We start from the raw sequence: 22,598 nt of genomic DNA on the forward strand, positions 1-22,598 counted from the left end.
CTCTCTATCTTAATGTACATTCTATTATATATTTACTTACGAAAAATGCGTAAAGAAATGCTCAAAGAAACAAGCGAATGTTTTCACATCCGCTTGTTATGAGAAATTCCTCGTTCATAATGATTCATGTCCACTAAAGTTAAAATATAGTCGTAGTTATCGATCTCCATCTTAATTTGATTTCGATCCTCTTCAGTTAAATTTACATTTAATAATTTTTTACATAATAGTTGTTTTTTCAATTCTAAATGTTTTTTTGTTTCAAGATAGTCGTAAGTACGTTTCATTTGAATCAATCCTTTCCTTACATTTCCTATCTATATTTTCATTATATGATAAGAAAGATGGAATGAGAGCAAATCTCTGTGAATTATTAGTGAATATTCAGAAATATAATGTGTTGTTCTACTATGCTTGTGAATACAATTCAGAGAATCACTGTTTTGTATTTTTAAAGTAAGGGGTGGAATGATGCGAGTGCATACACAATCCCATGTTGTAACTGATGAAATGCTGAAAATTATTGATAAAGGACTACCGAAAACAGTAGAGCCAAAACAAATCATTATAATTGGTGCTGGAATGGCTGGTTTAGTATCAGCATCGTTACTTGAGAGTGCAGGACATCATGTGAAAATCTTAGAAGCGAATAATCGTATAGGAGGCCGAATTGAGACTATTAGAATGGAGGATACTGGGTTATATTTAGATGTTGGAGCAATGCGTATTCCTTATATACATACACTAACGATGGCTTATATAAGAAAATTCGGACTACAAGTAACTCCTTTTATTAATCGAAATGAGACAGATATTATTTATGTGAATGGTAGAAAAACAACATTAAGACAGTATGAAAAGACCCCTAGTGTATTACGTTATCCGGTAGCAATGAATGAGGAAGGAAAAACATCTGAGGAATTATTATTACTAGCAGTGCAGCCGATTATTGACTTCATTAAAAGAAATCCAGATAAAAACTGGGGAATTGTTGAAAAAGACTTTGGGAAGTATTCAACAGCACAGTTTTTAAAGTATCATCCTTATCAGTATAATACGTACTTTTCACCAGTAACAATTGAGATGATTGGTGTACTTTTAGATTTAGAAGGATTTTTAGAAAGATCATTTGTTGAAACATTACGTTTTATATATATATTGCAGGAAGAAAGCGGTTTTTGTGAAATTACAGGGGGCAATGATCAACTCCCGAAAGCATTTTTACCTCAGTTACAGGATGATATTATATACAATCAAAAATTGATGAAGCTTCATCAGCATGAAAAAGGAGTAACAGCTTATTGTAGGCATGAAGAAACGTTTGAATATAGTAGCATAACAGGTGATTTAGTTATTACGACAATTCCATTTTCCACAATGCGCTTTGTTGAAATTGATCCTTTCGATTCTGTATCACATGAAAAGTGGAAAGCAATTCGTGAACTACATTATATGGCGGCTACGAAAATAGGAATTCAATTTAAAAGCCGTTTTTGGGAAGAGCAGGGTCAATTAGGAGGGAGGATTATTACAGATTTACCAATCCGCTATGCGTATTATCCGAGCTATGGTATTGGGACTAAGGGACCTGCTATGATGCTCGGAAGCTATACATGGTCATACGATGCATTATTATGGGACGGATTATCAAAAGGTGATCGTATTTATTATACATTACAAAACTTAGCGACTATATTAGGTGGTCAAGTGTATGATGAATTTATGTCAGGAGTAGCGAAAAACTGGACATTGGACCCATATGCATTAGGGGGATTTGCAATTTTTCAAGCGGGTCAAGAAACAGAACTGCAACCAGCTATTGTAAAACCTGAGGGGAAAATATATTTTGCAGGAGATCATACAACACTTTATCATGGGTGGATACAAGGAGCAATTGAGTCTGGAATACGTACAGCGGTAGAAGTAAACCAATTGATTGTATGAGTAGTAGGAAAAGATTTTGATGCCTATGAATTAGGAAAGGGATATGTAATTAGATTTGAAAATAATTAAAATTCCGAAAAAACTATTTACTGTATAGTTTTAATTAAATATTATTATATATAAAAGAAAAATAGGGAGTGTTTGTAATGAATCCATTATTACTTGATGTTCCTTCTGAGTTTTACACTGATAGACTTCTTATTCGTATGCCGAAACCAGGGGATGGAAAAGCTGTATATGAAGCGATTCGAGCATCAATAGAAGAATTAAAACCTTGGATGGTTTTTGCCCAAAAAGAGCAAACGGAAGAAGAAGTAGAAGCGAGTATAAGAAAATCGCATATTCAATTTCTACAACGTGAAGATTTGAGATTACTAGTATTTTTAAAAGAAACTGGCGAATTTGTAGCCTCAGCTGGATTGCATCGTATTGATTGGGAAATACCAAAATTTGAAATTGGATATTGGATAGATTCTCGCTTTGGTGGAAAAGGCTATATGACGGAGGCGGCGAAAGGGATTATGGATTATGCTTTTTCAGAGTTAAGGGCAAACCGGGTAGAGATTCGCTGTGATTCACGAAATGTCAAAAGTAGAGCGATACCTGAGAGATTAGGTTTTAAATTAGAGGGTATTTTAGAAAGTGGCGGTGTAGCAGTAGATGGTAGCGGACTCAGGGATACATGTGTGTTTGCTATGACAAGAAGTAGTTATGAAAAAGCAGAGCTGTAATGTATTAGCTCTGCTTTTTCATGAAATTATTTACGCATCACGGTACAGGATGCCCATTCGAACTTTCAAAGATGGTAAACCATTGTTGGCGATCTAATGTAAGTTTTGTAGCTTCGATTGCCGTTTTCACGCGCTCTAACTTACCAGAACCAACGATTGGCATCATGTTTGCTGGATGAGCAAGTAGCCATGCATACATGACAATATCGATGTTATCAACATTTAGTTCATTCGCGATCTTTTGTAAAGTTTTGCGTAAGCGTACAGTACGTTCATTTTGTCCTGTAAAGATTTCTCCACCAGCAAGAGGAGACCAAATCATAGGTGCGATTCTTTTTTCTTGGCATAGGTCAATTGTACCTTTTTCGAAATGTTCAAGATGCATCGCGGATACTTCAATTTGGTTTGTAATGAGCGGGAAATCTAAATATGAGCTAAGCATATGAAATTGAGAAGGTAAAAAATTAGATACACCAAAATGACGTACTTTTCCCTCTTGTTTTAAACGTGTGAAACCTTCTGCAACTTCACTTGGGTCCATAAATGGATCGGGACGATGAATCAGTAACAAATCAATATAATCAGTATGTAAGTTTTGCAGTGATTGCTCCGCGCTTTTCACAATATGTTCAGCACTAGTATTATAGTGAGCAACGTAACGCTCTGGAAATTTCGGTGATGGGGGAGCGATTCCACATTTAGTAACAATTTGCATATTTTCACGTAAAGAAGGTTGTAATTGTAATGCTTCTCCAAATAATGATTCACACGTATATCCCCCGTAAATATCGGCGTGATCAAAAGTTGTAATCCCCATATCCATACAATTTTGGATAAAAGAAAGTAATTCTTGTTTTGACATATTCCATTCTGCTAAACGCCAAAACCCTTGAATGATACGAGAAAATTCAAGGTTATTAGCCATCTGAATTCGTTCCATTTTGAGTAGACCCCCTTGATGAATGATAATATTTTTGAAAAGGCTTTCTTATTCGGTATTATTATATAGTTATTGGACTGTACTTACAATGATTATGTCTTTGCTGTAAAAAACGATTTCACCCTGTATTATCTGCCCTTAAAAGCCCGATTTATTTAACTTCCATCAGTGAAGGGTGAAGAAAGCCCAACTGATGGAAGTCTCACTTTATCTGTATGGTATAATGTAAGAAGATATAGCTATAAGGAGATGTACGAAATGATTCCAGTAACAATTTTAACGGGTTTTCTTGGTTCTGGGAAAACTACATTATTAAATCGTATCTTGTCAGAAGAACATGGTAAGAAACTAGCGGTAATTGTAAATGAAATAGGTCAAATTGGTATCGATAATCAATTGATTATGAATGTAGAAGAAGAAATTATAGAGATGACAAATGGTTGTTTATGCTGTACAGTGCGTGAAGACCTACTTGTTGCTTTAAAACAATTACTAGATGTAAAAGCAGAAGGGAAAATGGATTTTGATGGTTTATTGATTGAAACGACAGGTCTTGCAAACCCAGGGCCGATTATCCAAACGTTCTTTTTAGATCCAGTTATTCAATCAGCATACAAAATTAATGGTGTTGTGACAGTGGTAGATAGTTATCATATACATAAACATTTTGACAAAGGATTAGAAGCGAAAGAGCAGATTGCCTTTGCTGATATGATTTTAGTAAATAAAGTAGATTTAATTGAAGAAGCGAAAAAGGAAGAACTTCTTACCGAGTTACAAGGGATTAATCCGACGGCAAAATTAATTCCAACGACAAATTGTGAAGTAGATATTCCTGCCTTGTTAGAAATTCAAACGTTTAAAACGCGTGATACATTAGAAATTTATCCGCATAAAGAGCACCATCATTTAGAAGGTGTGAAATCATTTGTATTACGTGAAGAGCGTCCACTTGATTTGCAAAAGTTAAACGAATGGATGTCAGCTGTTGTTCAAGAGTTAGGAGAGTATTTATATCGATATAAAGGAATTCTTTCGATTGATGGAGTAGATCGTCGTATTGTTTTCCAAGGTGTTCATACATTATTTGCTGCTTCTTACGATAGAGAGTGGAAAGAGGGAGAAGAGCGAGTGAGTGAAGTGGTCTTTATTGGGAAAGACATTAATAAAGAATGGTTCCAAGAACATTTTGAAGAATGTGTAAAATAAGCCTGCTAATTTAGCAGGCTTGTTTTTTTATCTATAAGCAATTCCATCACAACACCAACAACGGGCCCATCATCATCAATAGCACCAGTTAAATGAAAACCGAAAGACTCATACAGTTTCATTGCTAGTTTGTTTTCTGGATGAAGACTTAAATAAATTTTTTCACATTGAAATTTTTGTTGCAAATACTGGATGAGTAGGTGAAGAAAACGTTTCGCATAGCCATTTCCTTGAAAATGGTGATCAATCATAAAACGATCTAACCATACGCTATCATCTTTTGCTGAATACCAACCGTACATTGCGTATCCAATAAGTGTTTCTCCATCATATAAGCCTACTGACGTTCCATTTTCTTCATATAGAGATTCGGCTAAAGAAAACGCATTACTTTCAATGAATTGCTGCTGCTCCTTTGCTACGTCTAAAGCAGCGACTGAACGCCAATTATTTGCTGTTACTTCACAAATGTGAAGATTCATAGTTCCAACTCGCTTTCATAAAATGTTATATCTTTAAAGCTAACATGGATAATTTTACTTGTTCTTTCGTTTAAGTCAAGCTTATGTATATGAAAAAGACAGCCGAATATGTATCAGCTGTCTAAAAGGAAATATAAAATGAAACTGTAATCAGTGGGAGCTTACTGCCCGTTAATGCGGGATAAATTTAGTTTGTAGCTTCTTTTAAAGCATTCACGTTTTCTTCCATTAACGTAAAGTAATCTTTGTTTTTCTTTGCATCATCTTCAGAAATAGTAGCAAGGTGATTCAAACGTAAAATCTTCGTACCTGTTTCTTTTTGAATCACTTCTGCTACTTTTGGAGTGGAGAATGTTTCAAATAGAATATATTTCAAATCATGCTCTTTTGCTGTTTTTGTAATGTTAGCAAGTTCTTTTTGTGATGGTTCATCGGAAGCGGAGATGCCAGCAACTGGTATTTGTTTTAAGCCGTAGCGTTTCTCCCAGTACCCATATGCAGCGTGAGAAACTAAAATATCTTTCGTTTTTGCATCTGAAACAACAGATTTAAAATGATCATCTAAATCAGTGAACTTTGTTTGCAGGGCAGCGAAGTTTTTCTCGAATTCTTTTTTATGATCTGGTTGCAATTCTACGAGTGCATCTTTAATTTTTTCAGCTTGCTTCATCGCAAGTGTAGGATCTAGCCATACGTGTGGATCTTTGTCATGATGGTGATGTTCTTCCTCTTTATGACCTTCTTCGTGCTCATGTTCTTCTTCTGATGAAGCGATAAGATCGAAGTCTTTAGATGCATTAACAATTTTTACGTTCTCTTTTTTTAATGTTTTTTCCATTTTTTCTGCAAACGGTTCTAATTCTGCGCCGTTATATACGAAAAGGTCTGCCTTCGCAACTTGTACCGTTTGTTTTTGAGTTGGCTCATATGTATGAGAGTCAGCGCCAGGTGGATAAATTGTTTCAACAGTTACATAGTCACCACCGATTTTTTTAGCAAAATCAGCAAGTGGAAAAATGGTTGTATATACAGAAAGTTTTCCGTCTTTTTTGGCCACTCCTTCTTTTTTGCTGGAACATCCAGCGAAAATTAATGTGAAAATAAGTATAAAAGAAAATACCATTAACCTTTTATTCATGTAATTCTCCTCTTTTCTTTCTTCTCCAATTTTATTTTCTCCAAAAGTAAGAGAAAAAATATCTTTTTGATGCAAAACGTAATAATTCCGTTTTAAGTTGCGAACTTAGTATAATACATCTCTACGAAAGTTGCAATAAATAATAATCATTCCGATTTGATTTTGTTATAAAGTTGTCAAAAAGAATAGTATTAATTTTTATAAATGTCGCATATGCGACAACACTTCTTTCATATATTGAGGTAGAGGGTATGAAAAGGGGATGAGAGGTTGGATTACTTCATGGAAGCAATCTTATTGATATTAGCGATAGTTTTACCATTAACATGTGTTTTGATTTTCCTCAAGACACTAATAAGTAATCTAGGCGACTCTACAATAATAACAAAGCGAAAAGCAGAGGGAAAAAGAGAGGAGAGTAAGTAAAGCACTTGCATCACGCATAGTGCTTTACTTATGATAGAATAAGTAAAAGGAAACTCCTAGAAATGGGATTTGTACTGCCTGTTTGGACGGTATAAAATTAGATAAAGAGGTATAAAGATAAATGAATAAAAGAACAGCCTTAGTACTCGGCGCAAGTGGTTTAGTTGGACAAGAAGTGACGCAGCTATTGCTTGACTCAGATTACTATGATTCGGTTATGGTTTTGGTCAGAAAACCGCTGCAATGGGAACATGAAAAGTTACAACAGAAACAAGTCGATTTCTCTATATTAGAAGAGTATAAAGAATTTTTTGCTGTTGATGATGTCTTTAGCTGTCTTGGGACAACAATTAAGAAAGCAAAAACGAAAGTGAATTTTAAAAAGGTAGACTATGAATATACATTACGAGCAGCTTGTTTAGCAGAAAAGCAAGGTGTGCAAAATTTTCTTGTTATTTCTTCTATGGGGGCCAATCCAAAATCACTTTTCTTTTATTCACAAGTAAAAGGAAAGATGGAGGAAGAACTTCAAAAGTTGGTGATTGGTGGGATTCATATATTTAGACCATCACTACTACTTGGGGATCGAGAAGAATTTCGTTTTGGAGAAAGAATGGCTGAGAAGATATTTGGCGTCTTACCATTTGTATTTAATGGTACTTTAAAAAAGTATAAGCCGATTACAGCTGAGCAGGTTGCAAAAGGGATGTATTTAGCAGCATTACGTGAAGAATCTGGTGTTCATATTTATAATTCCACAGAGATTACAATGATGAAATAATGAGAACGAGAAGGGGGATTCCTTCTCGTTTTTATGTCGTATTAGCGGTGAGTCGGGGCTATTTTACCACGAGCACGTTGATATTGGTGTGGCTCTTGTAATTCAAATCCAAGTTCATTGGCTGCTGTTCTTGGAAAATATGGATTACGAAGTAACTCGCGACCAATAAAGATTAAGTCTGCCTCACTAGTTGCTAAAATTTCTTCTGCTTGTATACCACTTGTAATGAGTCCTACTGCACCTGTCGCGATGTCCACTTGTTCTTTTATATGACTTGCATATTTTACTTGATAGCTAGGGTAAACGTCGATGTGAGCAGGGACAACTGCACCAGAGCTACAATCAATTACATCTACGCCTTGTTCTTTCATCCATTTTGCAAACTGAACATAGTCATGGACTGTTAATCCTTCAGGATGATAGTCATTTGCAGAAATACGGATGAATAAAGGGCCATCCCAAACTTCATTTACAGCATCAATGATTTCTCTTAAGAAACGGTAACGGTTTTCAGGTGATCCGCCATATTCATCAGTTCGTTTGTTTGATAATGGAGAAAGAAATTCATTAATGAGATAGCCGTGAGCCGCGTGTAGTTCAATAATGTCGAATCCTACTTGTTTAGAACGGTATGCGGCATCTTGAAAAGCGGCGATTGTTTCTTGAATTAGTTGTTTATTCATTTCTAGTGGAACTTTCATTGTATTATTAAATGCAATAGCTGAGGGTGCTACAGCATCTGTATGTAAATCAGCTTTTCGTCCAGCATGTGCTAACTGAATAGCTGATTTTGCGCCATTTTCATGGATGAGTGACACCGTTTTTTGTAACCCTGGAATATGATCATTATTCCATATACCTAAATCTTTATTAGAAATACGTCCCTCAGGTACAACAGCTGTAGCTTCAAGCATAACAAGGCCTACTTGACCAGCTGCTCGAGACGCATAATGGATATGATGGAAATTTGTGACCTTTCCATCTTCGTTTTCTGAAGAGTACATACACATCGGTGACATAACAATACGATTTTTTAATGTAATATCTTTAATCGTATAAGGTGAAAAAAGGTGATAATCCATATTTATTCCCCCTCATTGCAGTTTCCTTAATTGTATCATCATCATTTTTGTTTCCATAATGAAATGCTTATTCTCGAAATTTGGTACATATATGTTACAATTATTGAAATGAATTAAATTGGGGGATAGGGCATGTACCGAGCTTATTATGAAAGCGAAATAGGTTTGCTTGAGATTACTGCAAATGATGAAGGGATTACTTCTGTTATTTTTGTAGAGGAACGGAAAGAAGAGAATAGAAGTCAAATTGTAGAACAGTGTCTCACTGAATTAGATGAATATTTTAATCAAAAGAGAACGGAATTTACAGTACCACTGTCAGCGGTTGGAACACCATTTCAAAAAGGTGTTTGGGATGCGCTTTATACGATTCCGTATGGAATGAGTGCTTCTTATCTAGATATTGCAGAAAAAGTTGGTAACACAAAGGCGGTGCGTGCGATAGGCGGAGCGAATAGTCGCAATCCGATTTCTATTGTTGTTCCATGTCATCGTGTAATTGGAAAAAGTGGAAAGTTAGTTGGCTATGCAGGGGGCCTATGGCGAAAAGAATGGTTATTGAAACATGAGGGGATTTTGAAATAATGGTGAAACTCTTTGTTTTAATATGAATGGTTTAAACTGTTACTTATGAGGACCATCGTATGAAAATCTCTTTTTTTGAATAACTAAGTTTTTAGGATGTTGGACAAGAAGTATAAGTAGGGGATAAATCACGGAAAGAGGGATTATTTTGCGTTGTATAAATTGTGGGAATCCTTGTGCTGACGGTCAATTCAATTGTGAAGATTGTCAGCAAGTTTTACATAATAGAACAAAAGAGGAAATCTCACCTATAGAAAAAGATATGGAACAATATGTGGGAGCGCACTATCCATATTATAAAAGAAAATGGGACAAAGAAAAGAAACGAATAGCAAGATGGAGCTGGAATGGATGGGCTGCTATTTTCAATATTGGATGGTTTGGGTATCGAAAGTATTACTTACCTGTTTGTTTATTTGTAACCTTATTAGTAGCTTGTGATGCATTCTCGTATTATATGGGATTCAATGTTGCACTTCCAATCATTAATATGGTTCCGCTTACTTTTTTATTACTCATTTTAATGATGATAGGAATGGGGATTTTTGCTAATGGGTTATATTATCGATTTGCTGAACGGAAAATATATCGGTTAAAAGCAAGAGGGATACAGAATGAAGCTGTTGAGAGTTATCTCATCCGGGATAGTGGCGGAACAAGCAAAATTGGAGCAGCTGTTGTTACAATTTTGACAGCTGCTAGTATATTTATGAGTCATTTTTTCTTTCCGACAGATCAAGATGTCATTCGAAAAGTACGAACAAGTTCCCTTTATGAGTATCCTTTCTTCTCTATCGGAGAATCGTTTGAACAGCATTTTCAGCAACCAAACTGGGTTTATTACCGTGGGGGAGATGGATTGGAATTAGTAGAATTTCATGGATATAATCGTGGTATGACAAGACAGAAAGTTGTCATTCAATTTGTAGTCGATTACAGGTTGCATGAAATTGAACCATATTCTCTTACAGTTAACGGTGAGCTACAAGGTGAAAAAGAATTTTTAAAAATGATGGAAGATGTGTTTCGTACGCAAGATCTTTTTGACTTGGATGATGGATTACAAAAAGGGGATAAAAAAGAAATGTTATAAGAAATGAATGTAAAAGCAGATGGAGTAGCTTTTACATTCATTTCTTTTTTTATTTTAGTAAAGAAAAATATTTAAAATAATCAGAATTTTTTGTATAATAATATCATACATGCTTTATTGTATACATACAGATTGGGGGAAGGAAGAATGAAGAAAAAAGTTTCAACGCTTGCGGCACTTGCATTATCAACAAGTATATTCGTTGCAGGTTGCGGGAATGGGGAGAAAGCATCGACAACGAAGAAAGAAACGAATAAGGGAATGGCCGACAAACAAGTGCTCAATTTACTAGAAGCAGCAGAAATTCCTTCGATGGATACGTCAAAATCAACAGATTCCGTATCATTCCGAGTATTTGTCAATGCAATGGAAGGTTTATATCGGTTAGATAAAGACAATAAACCAACTCCAGGTATGGCAAAAGATGTGAAAATTAGTGAGGATAAGAAAACATACACGTTTGAATTACGAGATGCAAAATGGTCGAATGGTGAGCCGGTTCGTGCGCAAGACTTTGTATATGGTTGGCAGCGTGCTCTTGATAAAGCAACAGCTGCTGAATATGCATTTATTTTATTTGATGTGAAAAACGCACAAAAAGTAAATAAAGGAGAGTTACCATTAGATCAATTAGGTGTTAAAGCAAAAGACGATAAAACATTAGTAGTTGAACTAGAGCAACCAGCACCGTACTTTCTTGAACTTACATCTTTCCCAACATTCTTCCCTTTAAATGAGAAGTTTGTCAAAGAGCAAGGGACAAATTTTGCATTAGAAGCTGATAAAATTTTATATAATGGGCCATTTACTTTAAGTGAATGGAAGCATGAACAAAGTTATCAATTAAAGAAAAATCCAAACTATTGGGATAAAGACACTGTAAAACTAGAAGAGATTAATGTTGGTATTGTAAAGGAAACGAGCACAGGTGTGAACCTGTATGATAGTGATCAAGCAGATCGTGTCATTTTAACTTCTGAGTTTGTAGATAAATATAAAAAGAGCAAAGCAGATGAGTTTAAAACGAAACTAGACCCACGTATGTATTTCTTACGTTTTAATCAGCAAAATCCAACTTTTAAAAACCAAAAGGTGAGAGAAGCGATTGATTTAGCTTATGACAAAAAAGGGATTGCGAATGTCATTTTAAATAATGGTTCATTACCAGCATATTTCCTAGTACCCGAAAAATTTACAACTGGTCCAGATGGGAAGGATTTCCGTACAGTTAATAAAAATTTCCGTGACAGCAAAGATAATGTAGAAAAAGCGAAAAAGTTATGGGAAGAAGCGAAAAAAGAATTGGGACAAGATACAATTACAGTTGAATTACTAAACGATGATGATGGTAGTCGGAAAAAAGTTGGCGATTTTATTAAAGAAGAGCTTGAGAAAAATTTACCTGGAATTAAAGTGAATTTAAAACAACAACCATATAAACAAAAATTAGATTTAGAGAAAAAATTACAGTATGAGTTTTCTTTATCTGCATGGAGTCCGGATTATCCAGATCCAATGACGTATATTGACATGTTTGTGACAGGAAGTTCATTTAATGAAATGGCGTACTCAAATCCAAAATATGATGACTTAGTTGCTAAATCGAAAGGTGAGTTGTTAAAAGACGATGCTGCACGCTGGAAAGCACTAGCCGAAGCTGAAAAAATCTTAATTGGGGAAGATGTTGCAATTTCACCTACTTATCAGCAAAGTACCGCATATTTAGAAAAACCATATGTAAAAGGAATTGCAAACCATACATTCGGTGGCGATTTTAGTTATAAATGGGCATATGTTACAAAAAAATAGTATAATAAGAGATGAGTGAATATTCGCTCATCTCTTATTTTGTAAGGAGGATTTATGTTGATAAATAGCCTTAATCATCTTTGTTTTTCCGTTTCAGATTTAGAAGAGTCTATTCAATTTTATGAAACGGTATTAGAGGGAAAGTTATTAGTAAAAGGAAGAAAATTCGCATATTTTGATATATGCGGAGTTTGGGTAGCACTCAATGAAGAAGTAGGTATTCCAAGAAGCGAAATTCATCAATCGTATACACATATTGCGTTTTCTGTTGAACAAGAGGACTTTGATAAGCTACTACAGCGATTAAAAGAAAATGAAGTTCATATTTTAGAAGGAAGAGAACGTGATGTAAGAGATTGTCAGTCTATTTATTTTACCGATCCAGATGGACATAAGTTTGAGTTTCATTCGGGTACATTGCAGGATCGCTTAAATTATTATAAGGAAGCAAAACCACATATGAAATTTTATTAGGATTTATTTTACAAGGTGAACATTCAAGATGGTTGACTCATGAAGAGATTGCTGAAGGAGTTATAGCGGGAATTCAAAGCAAACAAAGTGATTGTATTGTAGGAACATTAGAGCCATGGAGATTACGGCCAATTTAATGAGGAGGAAGGAAACGCATGAAGACGACTTTATATGTAACACGTCATGGAGAAACAGAGTGGAATGTGGCAAAGCGGATGCAAGGGAGAAAGAACTCGAATTTAACTGAGAAAGGCATGCTACAAGCAAAACAGTTAGGGGAACGTATAAAGGATATACCACTTCATGCAATATATAGTAGTCCAAGTGGAAGAACAATGCATACGGCAGAGCTAATAAACGGGGAGCGGAATATTCCAATTATAGCTGATGAACACTTTTATGAGATAAATATGGGGGTCTGGGAAGGACAAATGATTGCAGATTTAGAAATGCAGTTTCCAGAGGAAGTACATACGTTTTGGAATGAACCTCATCGCTTTTGTTCGACATCAAGCGAAAATTTTTATGATGTGCATAGTAGGGTGATGGAAGGAGTAAACCTTCTTTTAGAAAAACATGAAGGGCAAAATATTTTAATTGTATCACATGCAGCAGCGGCAAAATTGCTGGTAGGGCACTTCGCTGGTCTTTCTGTTGAAAAAGTGTGGGATGATCCATTTATGCATAGTGCGAGCCTAAGTATTATTGAATTTGAAGAGAAAAAGGCTAGTGTTCAACAGTTTGCCGATATCAGTCATTTCCAGCAAGCATAAAAAGACCGCGAGAGCGGTCTTTTTACATTTATTTTTAACAAGAAGGTATAAAGAATTAGCAATTACGCTTTTTATACCAGAAGTGATCGAATTTTTTTCTTTTGCGGGATGAATGTTTACTGTCATCGCATTCATGGCATCTTGTATGACAGTCGTCATCACAAGATGAATGTTTACGATGATCACAATCATGATCACGATAAAATACAGTTTTTTTACAGAATGATCGTTTAGTCCAGAAAAATTTCTTTTCAAAACGAACACATTTCGTAATGAGCTTACATTTTTTTACACGTGTAATTTTTGTAACAAATGTACATTTTTTTACACGCGTAACTTTTGTAACAAATGTCCATTTTTTTATATGAGTACATTTTGTTCTTGGACATCCGCAATCTTCTTTTGAATGACAATCATCATCACAATCAAAAGTACTTGGATCCTGATGTAAAAACTCCTCCATCCCTGCACTTTTGATTTCTTCAACAGCTTTTCGAATATCACGTTTCATAGAAATCCTCCTTATCACTAATTAAAACGAAAAAGTGGCCTTTTGTGGCCTTTTACATTAATCATGATATGAAAGTGTTTATCACCCTGTATGTGACAAGAGTTTAATTTTCATAGAAAATAGATATATAGCGGATGTATGGACAAAATTATGAGCATACATTGAATGAAGGGAAAGAGAAAAAGAAGGGATGGGAGAACATGTTGCCTTCTTATGACTTTTTTATTCATCCAATGTATCTTGTTGAACTAAAAAAGGACATTTGGTCTAATAATCCAGTGCCTGCTAAGTTAACGTACGGAAAAAGAAAGTATGATATTGACATTGTATATCGGGGAGCGCATATTCGAGAATTTGATAAAAAATCATATCAAGTTATGTTCTATAAACCAAAACAATTTCAAGGGGTAAAAGAGTTTCATTTGAATTCAGAGTTCAAGGATCCGTCACTTATAAGAAATAAATTATCACTTGACTTCTTTAGTGATATTGGTGTGCTCTCGCCAAAATCTAAGCATGTTTTTATCAAAATGAATGGTCAAATTCAAGGCGTATATTTACAATTAGAATCTGTTGATGAAAACTTCTTGAAAAGTCGTAAATTACCGAGTGGGTCAATTTATTATGCAATTGATGATGATGCGAATTTTTCTTTAATAAGTGAGCGCGAGAAGGATGTTAAAACAAATCTATCTGCAGGTTACGAGTTTAAATGTGCAAATGAACATAGCGAAGAACAGCTTAGTGAATTTGTTTATCAGGCCAATGTGCTATCACGAGAAAAATATGAGAAAGGAATTGTAAATTATCTTGATGTTGAAAAATATTTACGGTGGTTAGCAGGTGTCATTTTGACTCAAAACTTTGATGGCTTTGTTCATAACTATGCGTTATATCATAATGATGAAACGAGTTTATTTGAAGTAATCCCATGGGATTATGATGCTACATGGGGGCGTGATGTAGAGGGAAGGCCGCTTAACCATGAATACATTCGAATCCAAGGATATAACACGTTGAGCGCCAGGATTCTTGATATACCGGTATTTCGAATACAATATCGCAATATTCTTGAAGAAATTTTGGAAGAAAAATTTACAATTCCTTTTATAAAGCCGAAAGTAGAGGGGATGTGTGAAGCGATTCGACCATATCTTATGCAAGATCCCTATATGAAAGATAAAATAGATATTTTTGATCAAGAAGCAGATCTTATTTTTCAATATATAAACAATCGGCGTGAATATATACATGAACATTTAGATGAGTTGTCATAAAACAAGAAAGAGATTGATACATTTTCAATCTCTTTCTTGTTTATAGAAATGTAAATGAAAAACGACATAGCCTCTTTCTTTTTAGGTGGGAGAGAGCTTTTGGCCATACATAGAAGTGGTCAAATCCTCTTCCTGTCTCATGAGTGAAAACAGAGAGAAGGTGAGTGTAAGTCACCTTTTAATCTTCATAGTAGCAACTTATATGTCGGAAAATCAAAATAGAGTAGTATATTTCATTATAAAAAATACTAGACTATTATAAAAACATTTGATTTCTTTTAAATTTTGTGTGAATAGGATACTATTTGTGTAGGTGAGATAAATAAATGAAAACATTATATTATTTATAGGATGGTGAGAATATGGAAGTGAAATGGATCGATTGGGTAAAACAAATACAAGCCATCGCCCAGGCTGGTTTAACGTATTCAAAAGATGTGTATGATATTGAACGTTTCGGGCAATTACGAGATCTTTCAGTTACTATGATGTCTCATTATACAAGGGCAGATTGGGAAGTGGTAGAGAAATTATTTGCGAGTGAAACAGGTTATCAAACACCTAAAGTAGATATTCGAGCTGTTGTGTACCAGGATGATAAATTATTATTTGTAAAAGAAAAAAGTGATGGGAAATGGGCTCTTCCAGGTGGATGGGCAGATGTTGGCTATACGCCAACAGAAGTGGCAGCAAAAGAGGTATGGGAAGAAACGGGTTATAAAGTTGACCATTTCCGATTATTAGCAGTATTCGATAAAGAAAAGCATCATCCATTACCATCGGCAACACATGTATATAAAATATTTATTGGCTGTGAAATTGTTGGGGGAGAAAAACAAACAAGTATTGAAACAGAGGAAGTAAACTTTTTTGGTGAAAAAGAAATCCCAGAATTATCGACTGCTAGAAATACAGAGTGGCAAATTAGAGAAATGTTTGCTCATATGAAAGATAGGAATAAAAAATCCTTACTTGATTAAGAAAACAGAGGTATAAAGATAAGATCTAAGACATTTCACCATGTATAAATCTCTTTTTCTTTCTATTCGTTCCTGGTATATTTATAATGGACTGTACATATTTTGGGTAGAGAATGAGGAATATATTGGCATGCATAAATCTTTGTGGGATAATAAGAAGGTACGTGAGCAGAAAAGGAGATAGGAAAGCAAATGTTAGCGAATTTAATAGAGCAGTTGTTGCAATTTTTTGCAAGTTTAGGATACTTTGGTGTTGCCTTAGGATTAATGATTGAAATCATTCCGAGTGAGATCGTCCTTTCTTATGCTGGCTTTTTAGTCGCACAAGGTAAAATAAGTTTTATTGGTGCAGTAATCGCCGGTACAATTGGTGGTACTTTAGCGCAAATCTTTTTATACTGGTTAGGGTATTACGGAGGACGTCCAGTAGTTGAAAAGTATGGTAAATATTTATTGATTAACAAGCATCACTTAGATGTAGCTGAAAGTTGGTTTAAACGTTATGGTGCGGGAGTAATCTTCTCTGCTCGCTTTATCCCGATTGTACGTCATGCCATTTCAATACCAGCAGGATTAGCGAAAATGCCGTTAAAACTTTTTACAGGATATACAGTAGTTGCCATTATTCCATGGTCTATTCTCTTTATTTATTTAGGAGAAAAACTAGGTGGGAACTGGCGTCATATTAAAGAATATGCAGCTGATTATACGCATTACATAATTATTGGAGCAGTACTCTTTATAGCACTTTATTTCGGTTTAAAAGTTTTGAAAAAGAGAAAAACAGTTCGTTAAAGTCAATGATTCCATTGGCTTTTTTTCATGTGTTTTAGTTCTAAAATAAAGAAGTTGTCCATAATGTGTAATAATAAAGCGTAGCGGAGGAATGAAATGAAAGGATCACCGTTTTTACGTGGAACATTATTTTTAACGATGGCAACGATGATATCTAAAATGCTTGGGTTTATATATGTTATTCCGTTTACCGCAATGGTTGGTACAAGCGGATATGTATTATATACGTACGCATATCGGCCATATACAATTATGTTAAGTATTGCAACGATGGGATTGCCACTTGCTGTTTCTAAAATGGTTTCAAAATATGATCAGCTAAATGACTATCATACGGTAAAACGGGTGTTGAAAAGTGGACTGTTTTTTATGATTTTTATGGGAATAGTCTCATTTCTAGTTCTTTATATGTTAGCTCCATATCTTGCAAAGCTAGTGATTGATGGAAGTGATCAAACTGGTAATAGTATGACTGCTGTTACTTATAATATTCAAATTGTTAGTTTTGCATTATTGATTGTACCGGTGATGAGTTTATTACGTGGTTTTTTTCAAGGATTTCAATCAATGGGACCTTCGGCATCTAGTGTAGTTGTGGAACAGTTTTTTCGTGTGTTAACAATTTTAATAGGAAGCTTTGTTGTTTTGCATGTTTTGAAAGCGTCTGTTTCGTTAGCCGTTGGAGTTTCAACTTTTGGGGCATTTATGGGAGCGGTAGCGGGATTAACTGTTTTGATTGGGTTTTATATGAGAAGGCGGAAATACTTAAAACGAAAAGAAATTGCAAGTATTCCGCAAACAACGAAGTCTTTTTTTGTTTTATATAAAGAGTTATTTACGTATTCAATTCCATTTGTTGCTGTTGGACTAGCGATTCCGTTGTATCAAACAATTGATACGTTTACAATCAATAAACTATTAATAGAGATAGGGTATGTACAAAGCGAAGCAGAAAAAATAAATGCGATCATTGGGCTTGTCCAAATGGTTGTATTGATTCCTGTATCTGTTGCAACGGCTTTTAGTATGTCTCTCGTTCCTGAGATGACGAAAGCTTATACAGCTGGAAATGAGCAACTATTATATAAGCATTTTACAAAAACGAATTTACTTGTTGTAGGAATTACCATTCCAGCAGCAATTGGAATGATGGTGCTAGCTAAACCTATATACACTCTTTTATTTGGACTAGGAAATGACCCGAGTGTAGGAAGTGTCATTTTACAGTACTATGCACCAGCGTGTATATTATTTTCATTGTTTACAGTTACTGCTGCGATGTTACAGGGGATTGATCAGCAACAAAAAACAGTTCTAGGTTTAAGCTTAGGAATTATAATAAAGGTTGTGCTAAATATTGTATTATTACCGTACTGTGACTATACCAGTTTTATTATCTCAACATATGCAGGCTACACCGTTTCAGTGACGTTTAACTTGTGGATGCTTTCTAAATATGTTATAAAGGCAACATGAGCTTTCGAAAAGGCAGAGCAATCTCTGTCTTTTTCTATTTTGAAAGAAATTGTGAAGAAAAGCGTTTTCAAAATAATTTTCTATTGAAATTTGAACGTTTGTTTCATATGCTGAAAATAGCGGTTCAAAAACTGTTGTTTAAGTGAGGTAGATTCCCACATGTAAAAAGAATCGGGGTGATAGTATGTTAAATATTTATTTAACAGACCGAAACGGAAAACTACAAGAAATAGAGGAAATTCAAAAAGGTTGTTGGATTAATGTACTCCATCCAACAGAGGAAGAAATTCAATTTCTTGTGCAAACATTGAATGTAGAATTGGATTTTATTAAAGACCCTTTGGATGATGAAGAACGATCAAGGATTGAGAAAGAGGACGATAATGCATTAATTATCGTTGATATTCCAACAGTAAGGCACGATGAAGAAGGAAATTCAATATACGACACAATCCCAATTGGTATGATTGTAATGCCGGAATGTTTCGTTACAATCTGTTTGGAAGAAAATCCAATTTTCGAGCGATTTATTAATCAACGGATTAAAGAATTTTATACTTTTAAAAAGACTCGTTTTGCACTGCAGCTCTTATATACGATTTCTACTTATTATTTACGATATTTAAAACAAATTAATCGAAAAACAATCGACTTAGAGCACGAGTTAAATAAGTCGATGAAAAATAAAGAGATTTTTACATTACTAGGTCTTGAAAAGAGTTTAGTGTATTTTACAACATCTTTAAAAGCAAACAAAATTGTTATTCAAAAGTTAATGCGCAATAATACGTTTATTAAAATGTATGAAGATGATCAAGATTTATTAGAAGATGTATTAATTGAAAATAAACAGGCCATTGAGATGGCTGAAATATATAGTAATATTTTAAGTGGTATGATGAATACGTTTAGCTCAGTTATTTCAAATAACTTAAACAGTGTCATGAAGCTCTTAACTTCCATTACCATTATCTTGTCACTACCGACGATGGTTTCGAGTTTTTTCGGAATGAACGTAGAAATCCCACTGGGTAATAATCCGCATGGTTTTATAATTGTAATGATTATATGTGCAACATTATCTTGCACTTTAGCGTTTATTTTTTGGAAAAAACGTTATTTTTAACGTTCAAGAAAGCTGCTCTAGCATAGTTGTGAAACTGCGCTAGAGCAGCTTTTTTGCTATAATAAAGTTTTTTTATATAAGAAATATGTACAAAGGGCAGGCGCTGTATTTTTATTATTAAATTTGTATAGGACTTGTTCAAATAATGAATTGAGGTTAAAATTACATATTGTTAATGAAAAGATGGAGGAAATACATCATGGAATTGTTTCAGTTACCGAAAGCATTCCTGCAAATGAATACGATTTTTATCTCAATTTTAATTGAAGCACTACCATTTGTGCTAATTGGTGTATTTATTTCAGGATTCATTCAAATGTTTGTGACAGAAGATATGGTGGCAAAATGGATGCCTAAAAATCGATTTCTGTCTGTATTATTGGCTACTTTTCTTGGCATGATGTTTCCAGGTTGTGAATGTGGAATCGTTCCGATTGTAAGACGTTTAATTGGGAAAGGTGTCCCGCCATATGCTGGAATTGCATTTATGTTAACAGGGCCAATTATTAACCCGGTCGTATTATTTGCAACGTATGTTGCGTTCGGAAGTAGTATGCATATGGTATGGTACCGTTCAATTGTGGCTATTGTTGTCGCAATTATAGTTGGACTTATATTATCATTTATGTTTAAAAATCATCAATTACGTGATGAACATTTCCCGGAGGTTAATCATAAGCGTCCGCTGCGTAAAAAAATGTGGGATGTTTGTACACATGCGGTTGAAGAGTTTTTCTCAATGGGAAAATATTTAGTAATAGGAGCGTTAATTGCTGCTGCAGTTCAAACATTTGTACAAACGTCAACGCTACTTGCGATCGGACAAGGTCCATTTTCCTCACCAGCGGTTATGATGGGGCTTGCGTATATTTTATCACTATGTTCAGAAGCGGATGCTTTTATTGCTTCTTCGTTCCAAAGTACATTTTCAACAGCTTCACTTGTCGCGTTCCTCGTATATGGACCGATGGTGGATATTAAAAATATGTTTATGATGCTTGCGACATTTAAAACGCGATTTGTAATTGTTGTGACTGTTACCGTCACACTCGTTGTTTATGCAAGCTCACTACTCATTTATGCGATGGGGTGGTAGGTTATGTTTCGAGCATATATTTTACTTGGATTTACAATCTTAATTGCACAGCTTCATATTTCAGGTAATATAACAAAGTATATAAATATGAAGTATGCATATTTATCAATAACTGCTGCAATTATTTTAGGTTTTTTAACAATTATTCAAATCATTGTTGTTTTCCAAAGGGAACACCAAAAAGAAAAAGATCAGCATAGTTGTGGTTGTGATCATAGTCATTGTGGACATGATCATTCAAAAGATGAAAACACATGGTGGAAACGAACCTTTGCCTATTCATTATTTTGTTTTCCTATTATTTCAGGTTTATTCTTTCCGATTGCGACGTTAGATTCGGATATTGTGAAAGCGAAAGGGTTTCATTTTCCGGTCTCACAGCCGGATAGCCAAGATCCCTTTATGAGAAGACAATTTTTAAGACCGGATACGAGCATTTATTATGCGAAAGAAGGATACAGAGATGTAATGGAAAAAGGGAAAAAACAATTTGTAAATAAAGATAAAGTTGCTTTAAATGATGAGAACTTCTTAAAAGGAATGGAAACAATCTATAATTACCCTGGAGAATTTACAGGGAAGAAACTTTCTTTTAAAGGATTTGTCTTCCGCGACGATTCTGCGAAGAAAGAACAATATTTCTTATTCCGCTTTGGTATTATACATTGCGTAGCCGATTCAGGTGTATATGGTATGCTTGTGAAAAAGCCAGAGGGAGTAGAATGGAAAAATGATGATTGGATCGAAGTAGAAGGTGAAATCTCAACTGAGTTTTATCAACCATTCCACGCAAACATTCCCGTTTTAGAAATAACAAAGTGGAATAAAGTAGAGCAGCCGAAAGAACAATATGTATTTAGAGGAGCCGATTAATTATAATCGGTTCTTTTTTATAGACGTAAAGTTATGAAAATTGTTAATATATAATATATAGTTCATCTGGTGTAATATCTTGTATGTGAGATGAACAAAAGAATATAGAGTAGTTCCGATATTTTTGTATTAGCTAATATGTAGGGTGGGACTATAAGGATTTAGGGAATCTTTATGTAGTTGCAATGTTTATGAATGAATTAAAGAGGTGAAGGAAATGGAAGAAACAAAGGGGAAAACAGTTAATGAATCACGAGTTTTTAAAACAAGTCGTGTCTTTCCGACAGATTTAAATGATCATAATACATTATTTGGGGGTAAGATATTAGCTGAGATGGATATGATTGCATCTATCTCAGCAACGAGGCATTCACGAATGGAATGTGTAACGGCATCAATGGACTGGGTAGATTTTTTACATCCAGTTCGTTCAACGGATTGTGTTAGCTATGAATCGTTTGTTATTTGGACCGGGAGAACATCGATGGAAGTATTTGTAAAAGTGGTGGCGGAAGATTTGATTTCTGGTGAAAAACGAATTGCAGCAACATCTTTTGTCACATTTGTAGCACTTGGGAAAGAAAATAATCCAGTTCCTGTTCCGCGTGTCATTCCGGAAACAGAAGGAGAGAAAAAACTACATGAGATTGCTGTTTTACGTGCGCAGCAACGTCATATTCGAAAAGCAGAAAGTAAGAAAATTGCAACGTTATTAACTTTATAAGTGACCTGAAATGAAAAGCGGACACCTAAATTTAGGTGTCCGCTTTTATAGTTTTTTCATCTACATATCGCCTTAGAAGAGCTAACTAGCAAAAGCAAGCTGCACCGACGATAATTAAGAGGATGAATAGTACGACAAGTAACGAAAAACCATTGCCACATGCGAATCCCATTGTTATTTCCTCCTTTTATTGTAAGATACAACATACAATATGCAAATTCACTTTTGTTTGACAGGGACACATATCACGAAATTATGGATTTTTCTTGTATG

At 34.7% G+C, this 22,598-nt stretch carries 24 protein-coding genes and 1 pseudogene; 18 read left to right on the top strand and 7 right to left on the bottom strand.

The genetic code is table 11. The features are described from left to right. Positions 1–83: 83 nt before the first annotated feature. Positions 84–287 carry a DUF3896 family protein gene (locus AAIE21_RS09220; RefSeq protein ID WP_000831893.1) on the bottom strand — a complete coding sequence of 68 codons (204 nt, stop codon included), beginning with the start codon at positions 285–287 and terminating at the stop codon, positions 84–86. Between the two features lie 184 nt (positions 288–471). Here AAIE21_RS09220 and AAIE21_RS09225 point away from each other — a divergent pair, with 184 nt between their 5' ends. Beyond that, positions 472–1,944: a flavin monoamine oxidase family protein gene (locus tag AAIE21_RS09225; protein ID WP_343266504.1), complete on the top strand. Its 1,473-nt coding sequence runs from the start codon at positions 472–474 to the stop codon at positions 1,942–1,944. Positions 1,945–2,090: 146 nt separating this feature from the next. Continuing rightward, a complete protein-coding gene (locus tag AAIE21_RS09230) occupies positions 2,091–2,675 on the top strand; it encodes a GNAT family N-acetyltransferase (RefSeq protein WP_343266505.1) in 585 nt (194 codons plus the stop codon). A gap of 37 nt (positions 2,676–2,712) precedes the next feature. On the opposite strand, the gene AAIE21_RS09235 is transcribed toward AAIE21_RS09230, so the two are convergent. Next, the gene (locus AAIE21_RS09235) at positions 2,713–3,615 is read right to left on the bottom strand and encodes an aldo/keto reductase (RefSeq protein WP_343266506.1); all 903 of its coding nucleotides are present in this window, start codon (positions 3,613–3,615) and stop codon (positions 2,713–2,715) included. 258 nt (positions 3,616–3,873) lie between these two features. Here AAIE21_RS09235 and AAIE21_RS09240 point away from each other — a divergent pair, with 258 nt between their 5' ends. Then, positions 3,874–4,824, top strand: coding sequence for a CobW family GTP-binding protein (locus AAIE21_RS09240; protein WP_343266507.1), 951 nt, complete (start codon positions 3,874–3,876; stop codon positions 4,822–4,824). A gap of 5 nt (positions 4,825–4,829) precedes the next feature. Here the strand turns inward: AAIE21_RS09240 and AAIE21_RS09245 are convergent, their stop codons facing one another. Further along, positions 4,830–5,306 (bottom strand): GNAT family N-acetyltransferase, encoded by a 477-nt coding sequence (locus AAIE21_RS09245; protein ID WP_343266508.1) that lies wholly within the window; start codon positions 5,304–5,306, stop codon positions 4,830–4,832. A 187-nt stretch (positions 5,307–5,493) separates the two neighbouring features. Beyond that, a complete protein-coding gene (locus AAIE21_RS09250; RefSeq protein ID WP_343266509.1) occupies positions 5,494–6,444 on the bottom strand; it encodes a metal ABC transporter substrate-binding protein in 951 nt (316 codons plus the stop codon). Between the two features lie 547 nt (positions 6,445–6,991). On the opposite strand from AAIE21_RS09250, the gene AAIE21_RS09260 reads away from it, so the two are divergent. Beyond that, complete coding sequence (locus AAIE21_RS09260; RefSeq protein WP_343266510.1) at positions 6,992–7,651, top strand: oxidoreductase; 660 nt, start codon at positions 6,992–6,994, stop codon at positions 7,649–7,651. Positions 7,652–7,692: 41 nt separating this feature from the next. Here AAIE21_RS09260 and namA read toward each other — a convergent pair whose 3' ends face one another. Beyond that, complete coding sequence (gene namA, locus AAIE21_RS09265; RefSeq protein ID WP_343266511.1) at positions 7,693–8,733, bottom strand: NADPH dehydrogenase NamA; 1,041 nt, start codon at positions 8,731–8,733, stop codon at positions 7,693–7,695. Between the two features lie 132 nt (positions 8,734–8,865). Here namA and AAIE21_RS09270 point away from each other — a divergent pair, with 132 nt between their 5' ends. From AAIE21_RS09270 to AAIE21_RS09295, 6 genes and pseudogenes are all read left to right on the top strand, one after another. Next, on the top strand, positions 8,866–9,318 hold the full coding sequence (locus AAIE21_RS09270; protein WP_343266512.1) for a methylated-DNA--[protein]-cysteine S-methyltransferase: 453 nt from the start codon (positions 8,866–8,868) through the stop codon (positions 9,316–9,318). A 148-nt stretch (positions 9,319–9,466) separates the two neighbouring features. Continuing rightward, positions 9,467–10,411, top strand: coding sequence for a DUF2628 domain-containing protein (locus AAIE21_RS09275; protein WP_343266513.1), 945 nt, complete (start codon positions 9,467–9,469; stop codon positions 10,409–10,411). Positions 10,412–10,558: 147 nt separating this feature from the next. Further along, a complete protein-coding gene (locus AAIE21_RS09280; protein ID WP_343266514.1) occupies positions 10,559–12,220 on the top strand; it encodes a peptide ABC transporter substrate-binding protein in 1,662 nt (553 codons plus the stop codon). A 54-nt stretch (positions 12,221–12,274) separates the two neighbouring features. Further along, the gene (gene fosB / locus AAIE21_RS09285; protein ID WP_481858668.1) at positions 12,275–12,694 is read left to right on the top strand and encodes a FosB/FosD family fosfomycin resistance bacillithiol transferase; all 420 of its coding nucleotides are present in this window, start codon (positions 12,275–12,277) and stop codon (positions 12,692–12,694) included. After that, positions 12,679–12,831 (top strand): annotated as a pseudogene (locus AAIE21_RS09290) (short-chain dehydrogenase); the annotation flags it as partial. The gene fosB and the pseudogene AAIE21_RS09290, both read left to right, overlap by 16 nt. A gap of 18 nt (positions 12,832–12,849) precedes the next feature. After that, positions 12,850–13,467: a phosphoserine phosphatase 1 gene (locus AAIE21_RS09295; RefSeq protein WP_343266515.1), complete on the top strand. Its 618-nt coding sequence runs from the start codon at positions 12,850–12,852 to the stop codon at positions 13,465–13,467. Between the two features lie 55 nt (positions 13,468–13,522). Here AAIE21_RS09295 and AAIE21_RS09300 read toward each other — a convergent pair whose 3' ends face one another. Further along, positions 13,523–13,978 carry a CotG/ExsB N-terminal domain-containing protein gene (locus AAIE21_RS09300; RefSeq protein ID WP_336453706.1) on the bottom strand — a complete coding sequence of 152 codons (456 nt, stop codon included), beginning with the start codon at positions 13,976–13,978 and terminating at the stop codon, positions 13,523–13,525. Positions 13,979–14,178: 200 nt separating this feature from the next. On the opposite strand from AAIE21_RS09300, the gene AAIE21_RS09305 reads away from it, so the two are divergent. The 8 genes from AAIE21_RS09305 to AAIE21_RS09340 all read left to right on the top strand — a co-directional run bounded on the left by AAIE21_RS09305 (position 14,179) and on the right by AAIE21_RS09340 (position 22,325). After that, positions 14,179–15,255, top strand: coding sequence for a CotH kinase family protein (locus AAIE21_RS09305; RefSeq protein ID WP_343266516.1), 1,077 nt, complete (start codon positions 14,179–14,181; stop codon positions 15,253–15,255). 362 nt (positions 15,256–15,617) lie between these two features. After that, complete coding sequence (locus AAIE21_RS09310) at positions 15,618–16,235, top strand: NUDIX hydrolase N-terminal domain-containing protein (protein WP_343266517.1); 618 nt, start codon at positions 15,618–15,620, stop codon at positions 16,233–16,235. A gap of 192 nt (positions 16,236–16,427) precedes the next feature. Then, a complete protein-coding gene (gene uptA / locus AAIE21_RS09315; protein WP_343266518.1) occupies positions 16,428–17,030 on the top strand; it encodes an undecaprenyl phosphate transporter UptA in 603 nt (200 codons plus the stop codon). A gap of 96 nt (positions 17,031–17,126) precedes the next feature. Next, the gene (locus AAIE21_RS09320; RefSeq protein ID WP_343266519.1) at positions 17,127–18,506 is read left to right on the top strand and encodes a putative polysaccharide biosynthesis protein; all 1,380 of its coding nucleotides are present in this window, start codon (positions 17,127–17,129) and stop codon (positions 18,504–18,506) included. 184 nt (positions 18,507–18,690) lie between these two features. Then, positions 18,691–19,632, top strand: coding sequence for a magnesium transporter CorA family protein (locus tag AAIE21_RS09325; RefSeq protein ID WP_336453704.1), 942 nt, complete (start codon positions 18,691–18,693; stop codon positions 19,630–19,632). A gap of 199 nt (positions 19,633–19,831) precedes the next feature. Beyond that, on the top strand, positions 19,832–20,728 hold the full coding sequence (locus AAIE21_RS09330) for a permease (RefSeq protein WP_343266520.1): 897 nt from the start codon (positions 19,832–19,834) through the stop codon (positions 20,726–20,728). A 3-nt stretch (positions 20,729–20,731) separates the two neighbouring features. Beyond that, positions 20,732–21,601 (top strand): TIGR03943 family putative permease subunit, encoded by an 870-nt coding sequence (locus AAIE21_RS09335; RefSeq protein ID WP_343266521.1) that lies wholly within the window; start codon positions 20,732–20,734, stop codon positions 21,599–21,601. A 217-nt stretch (positions 21,602–21,818) separates the two neighbouring features. Beyond that, entirely contained in the window at positions 21,819–22,325 is a 507-nt protein-coding gene (locus AAIE21_RS09340) for an acyl-CoA thioesterase (RefSeq protein WP_343266522.1), read from the top strand. Between the two features lie 85 nt (positions 22,326–22,410). Here AAIE21_RS09340 and AAIE21_RS09345 read toward each other — a convergent pair whose 3' ends face one another. Then, positions 22,411–22,497, bottom strand: a complete 87-nt coding sequence (locus AAIE21_RS09345) for a YjcZ family sporulation protein (protein WP_343266989.1) — start codon at positions 22,495–22,497, stop codon at positions 22,411–22,413. Between the last annotated feature and the right edge of the window lie 101 nt (positions 22,498–22,598).

Source organism: Paenibacillus sp. 102 (assembly GCF_039549175.1).
Taxonomy (GTDB): domain Bacteria; phylum Bacillota; class Bacilli; order Bacillales; family Bacillaceae_G; genus Bacillus_A.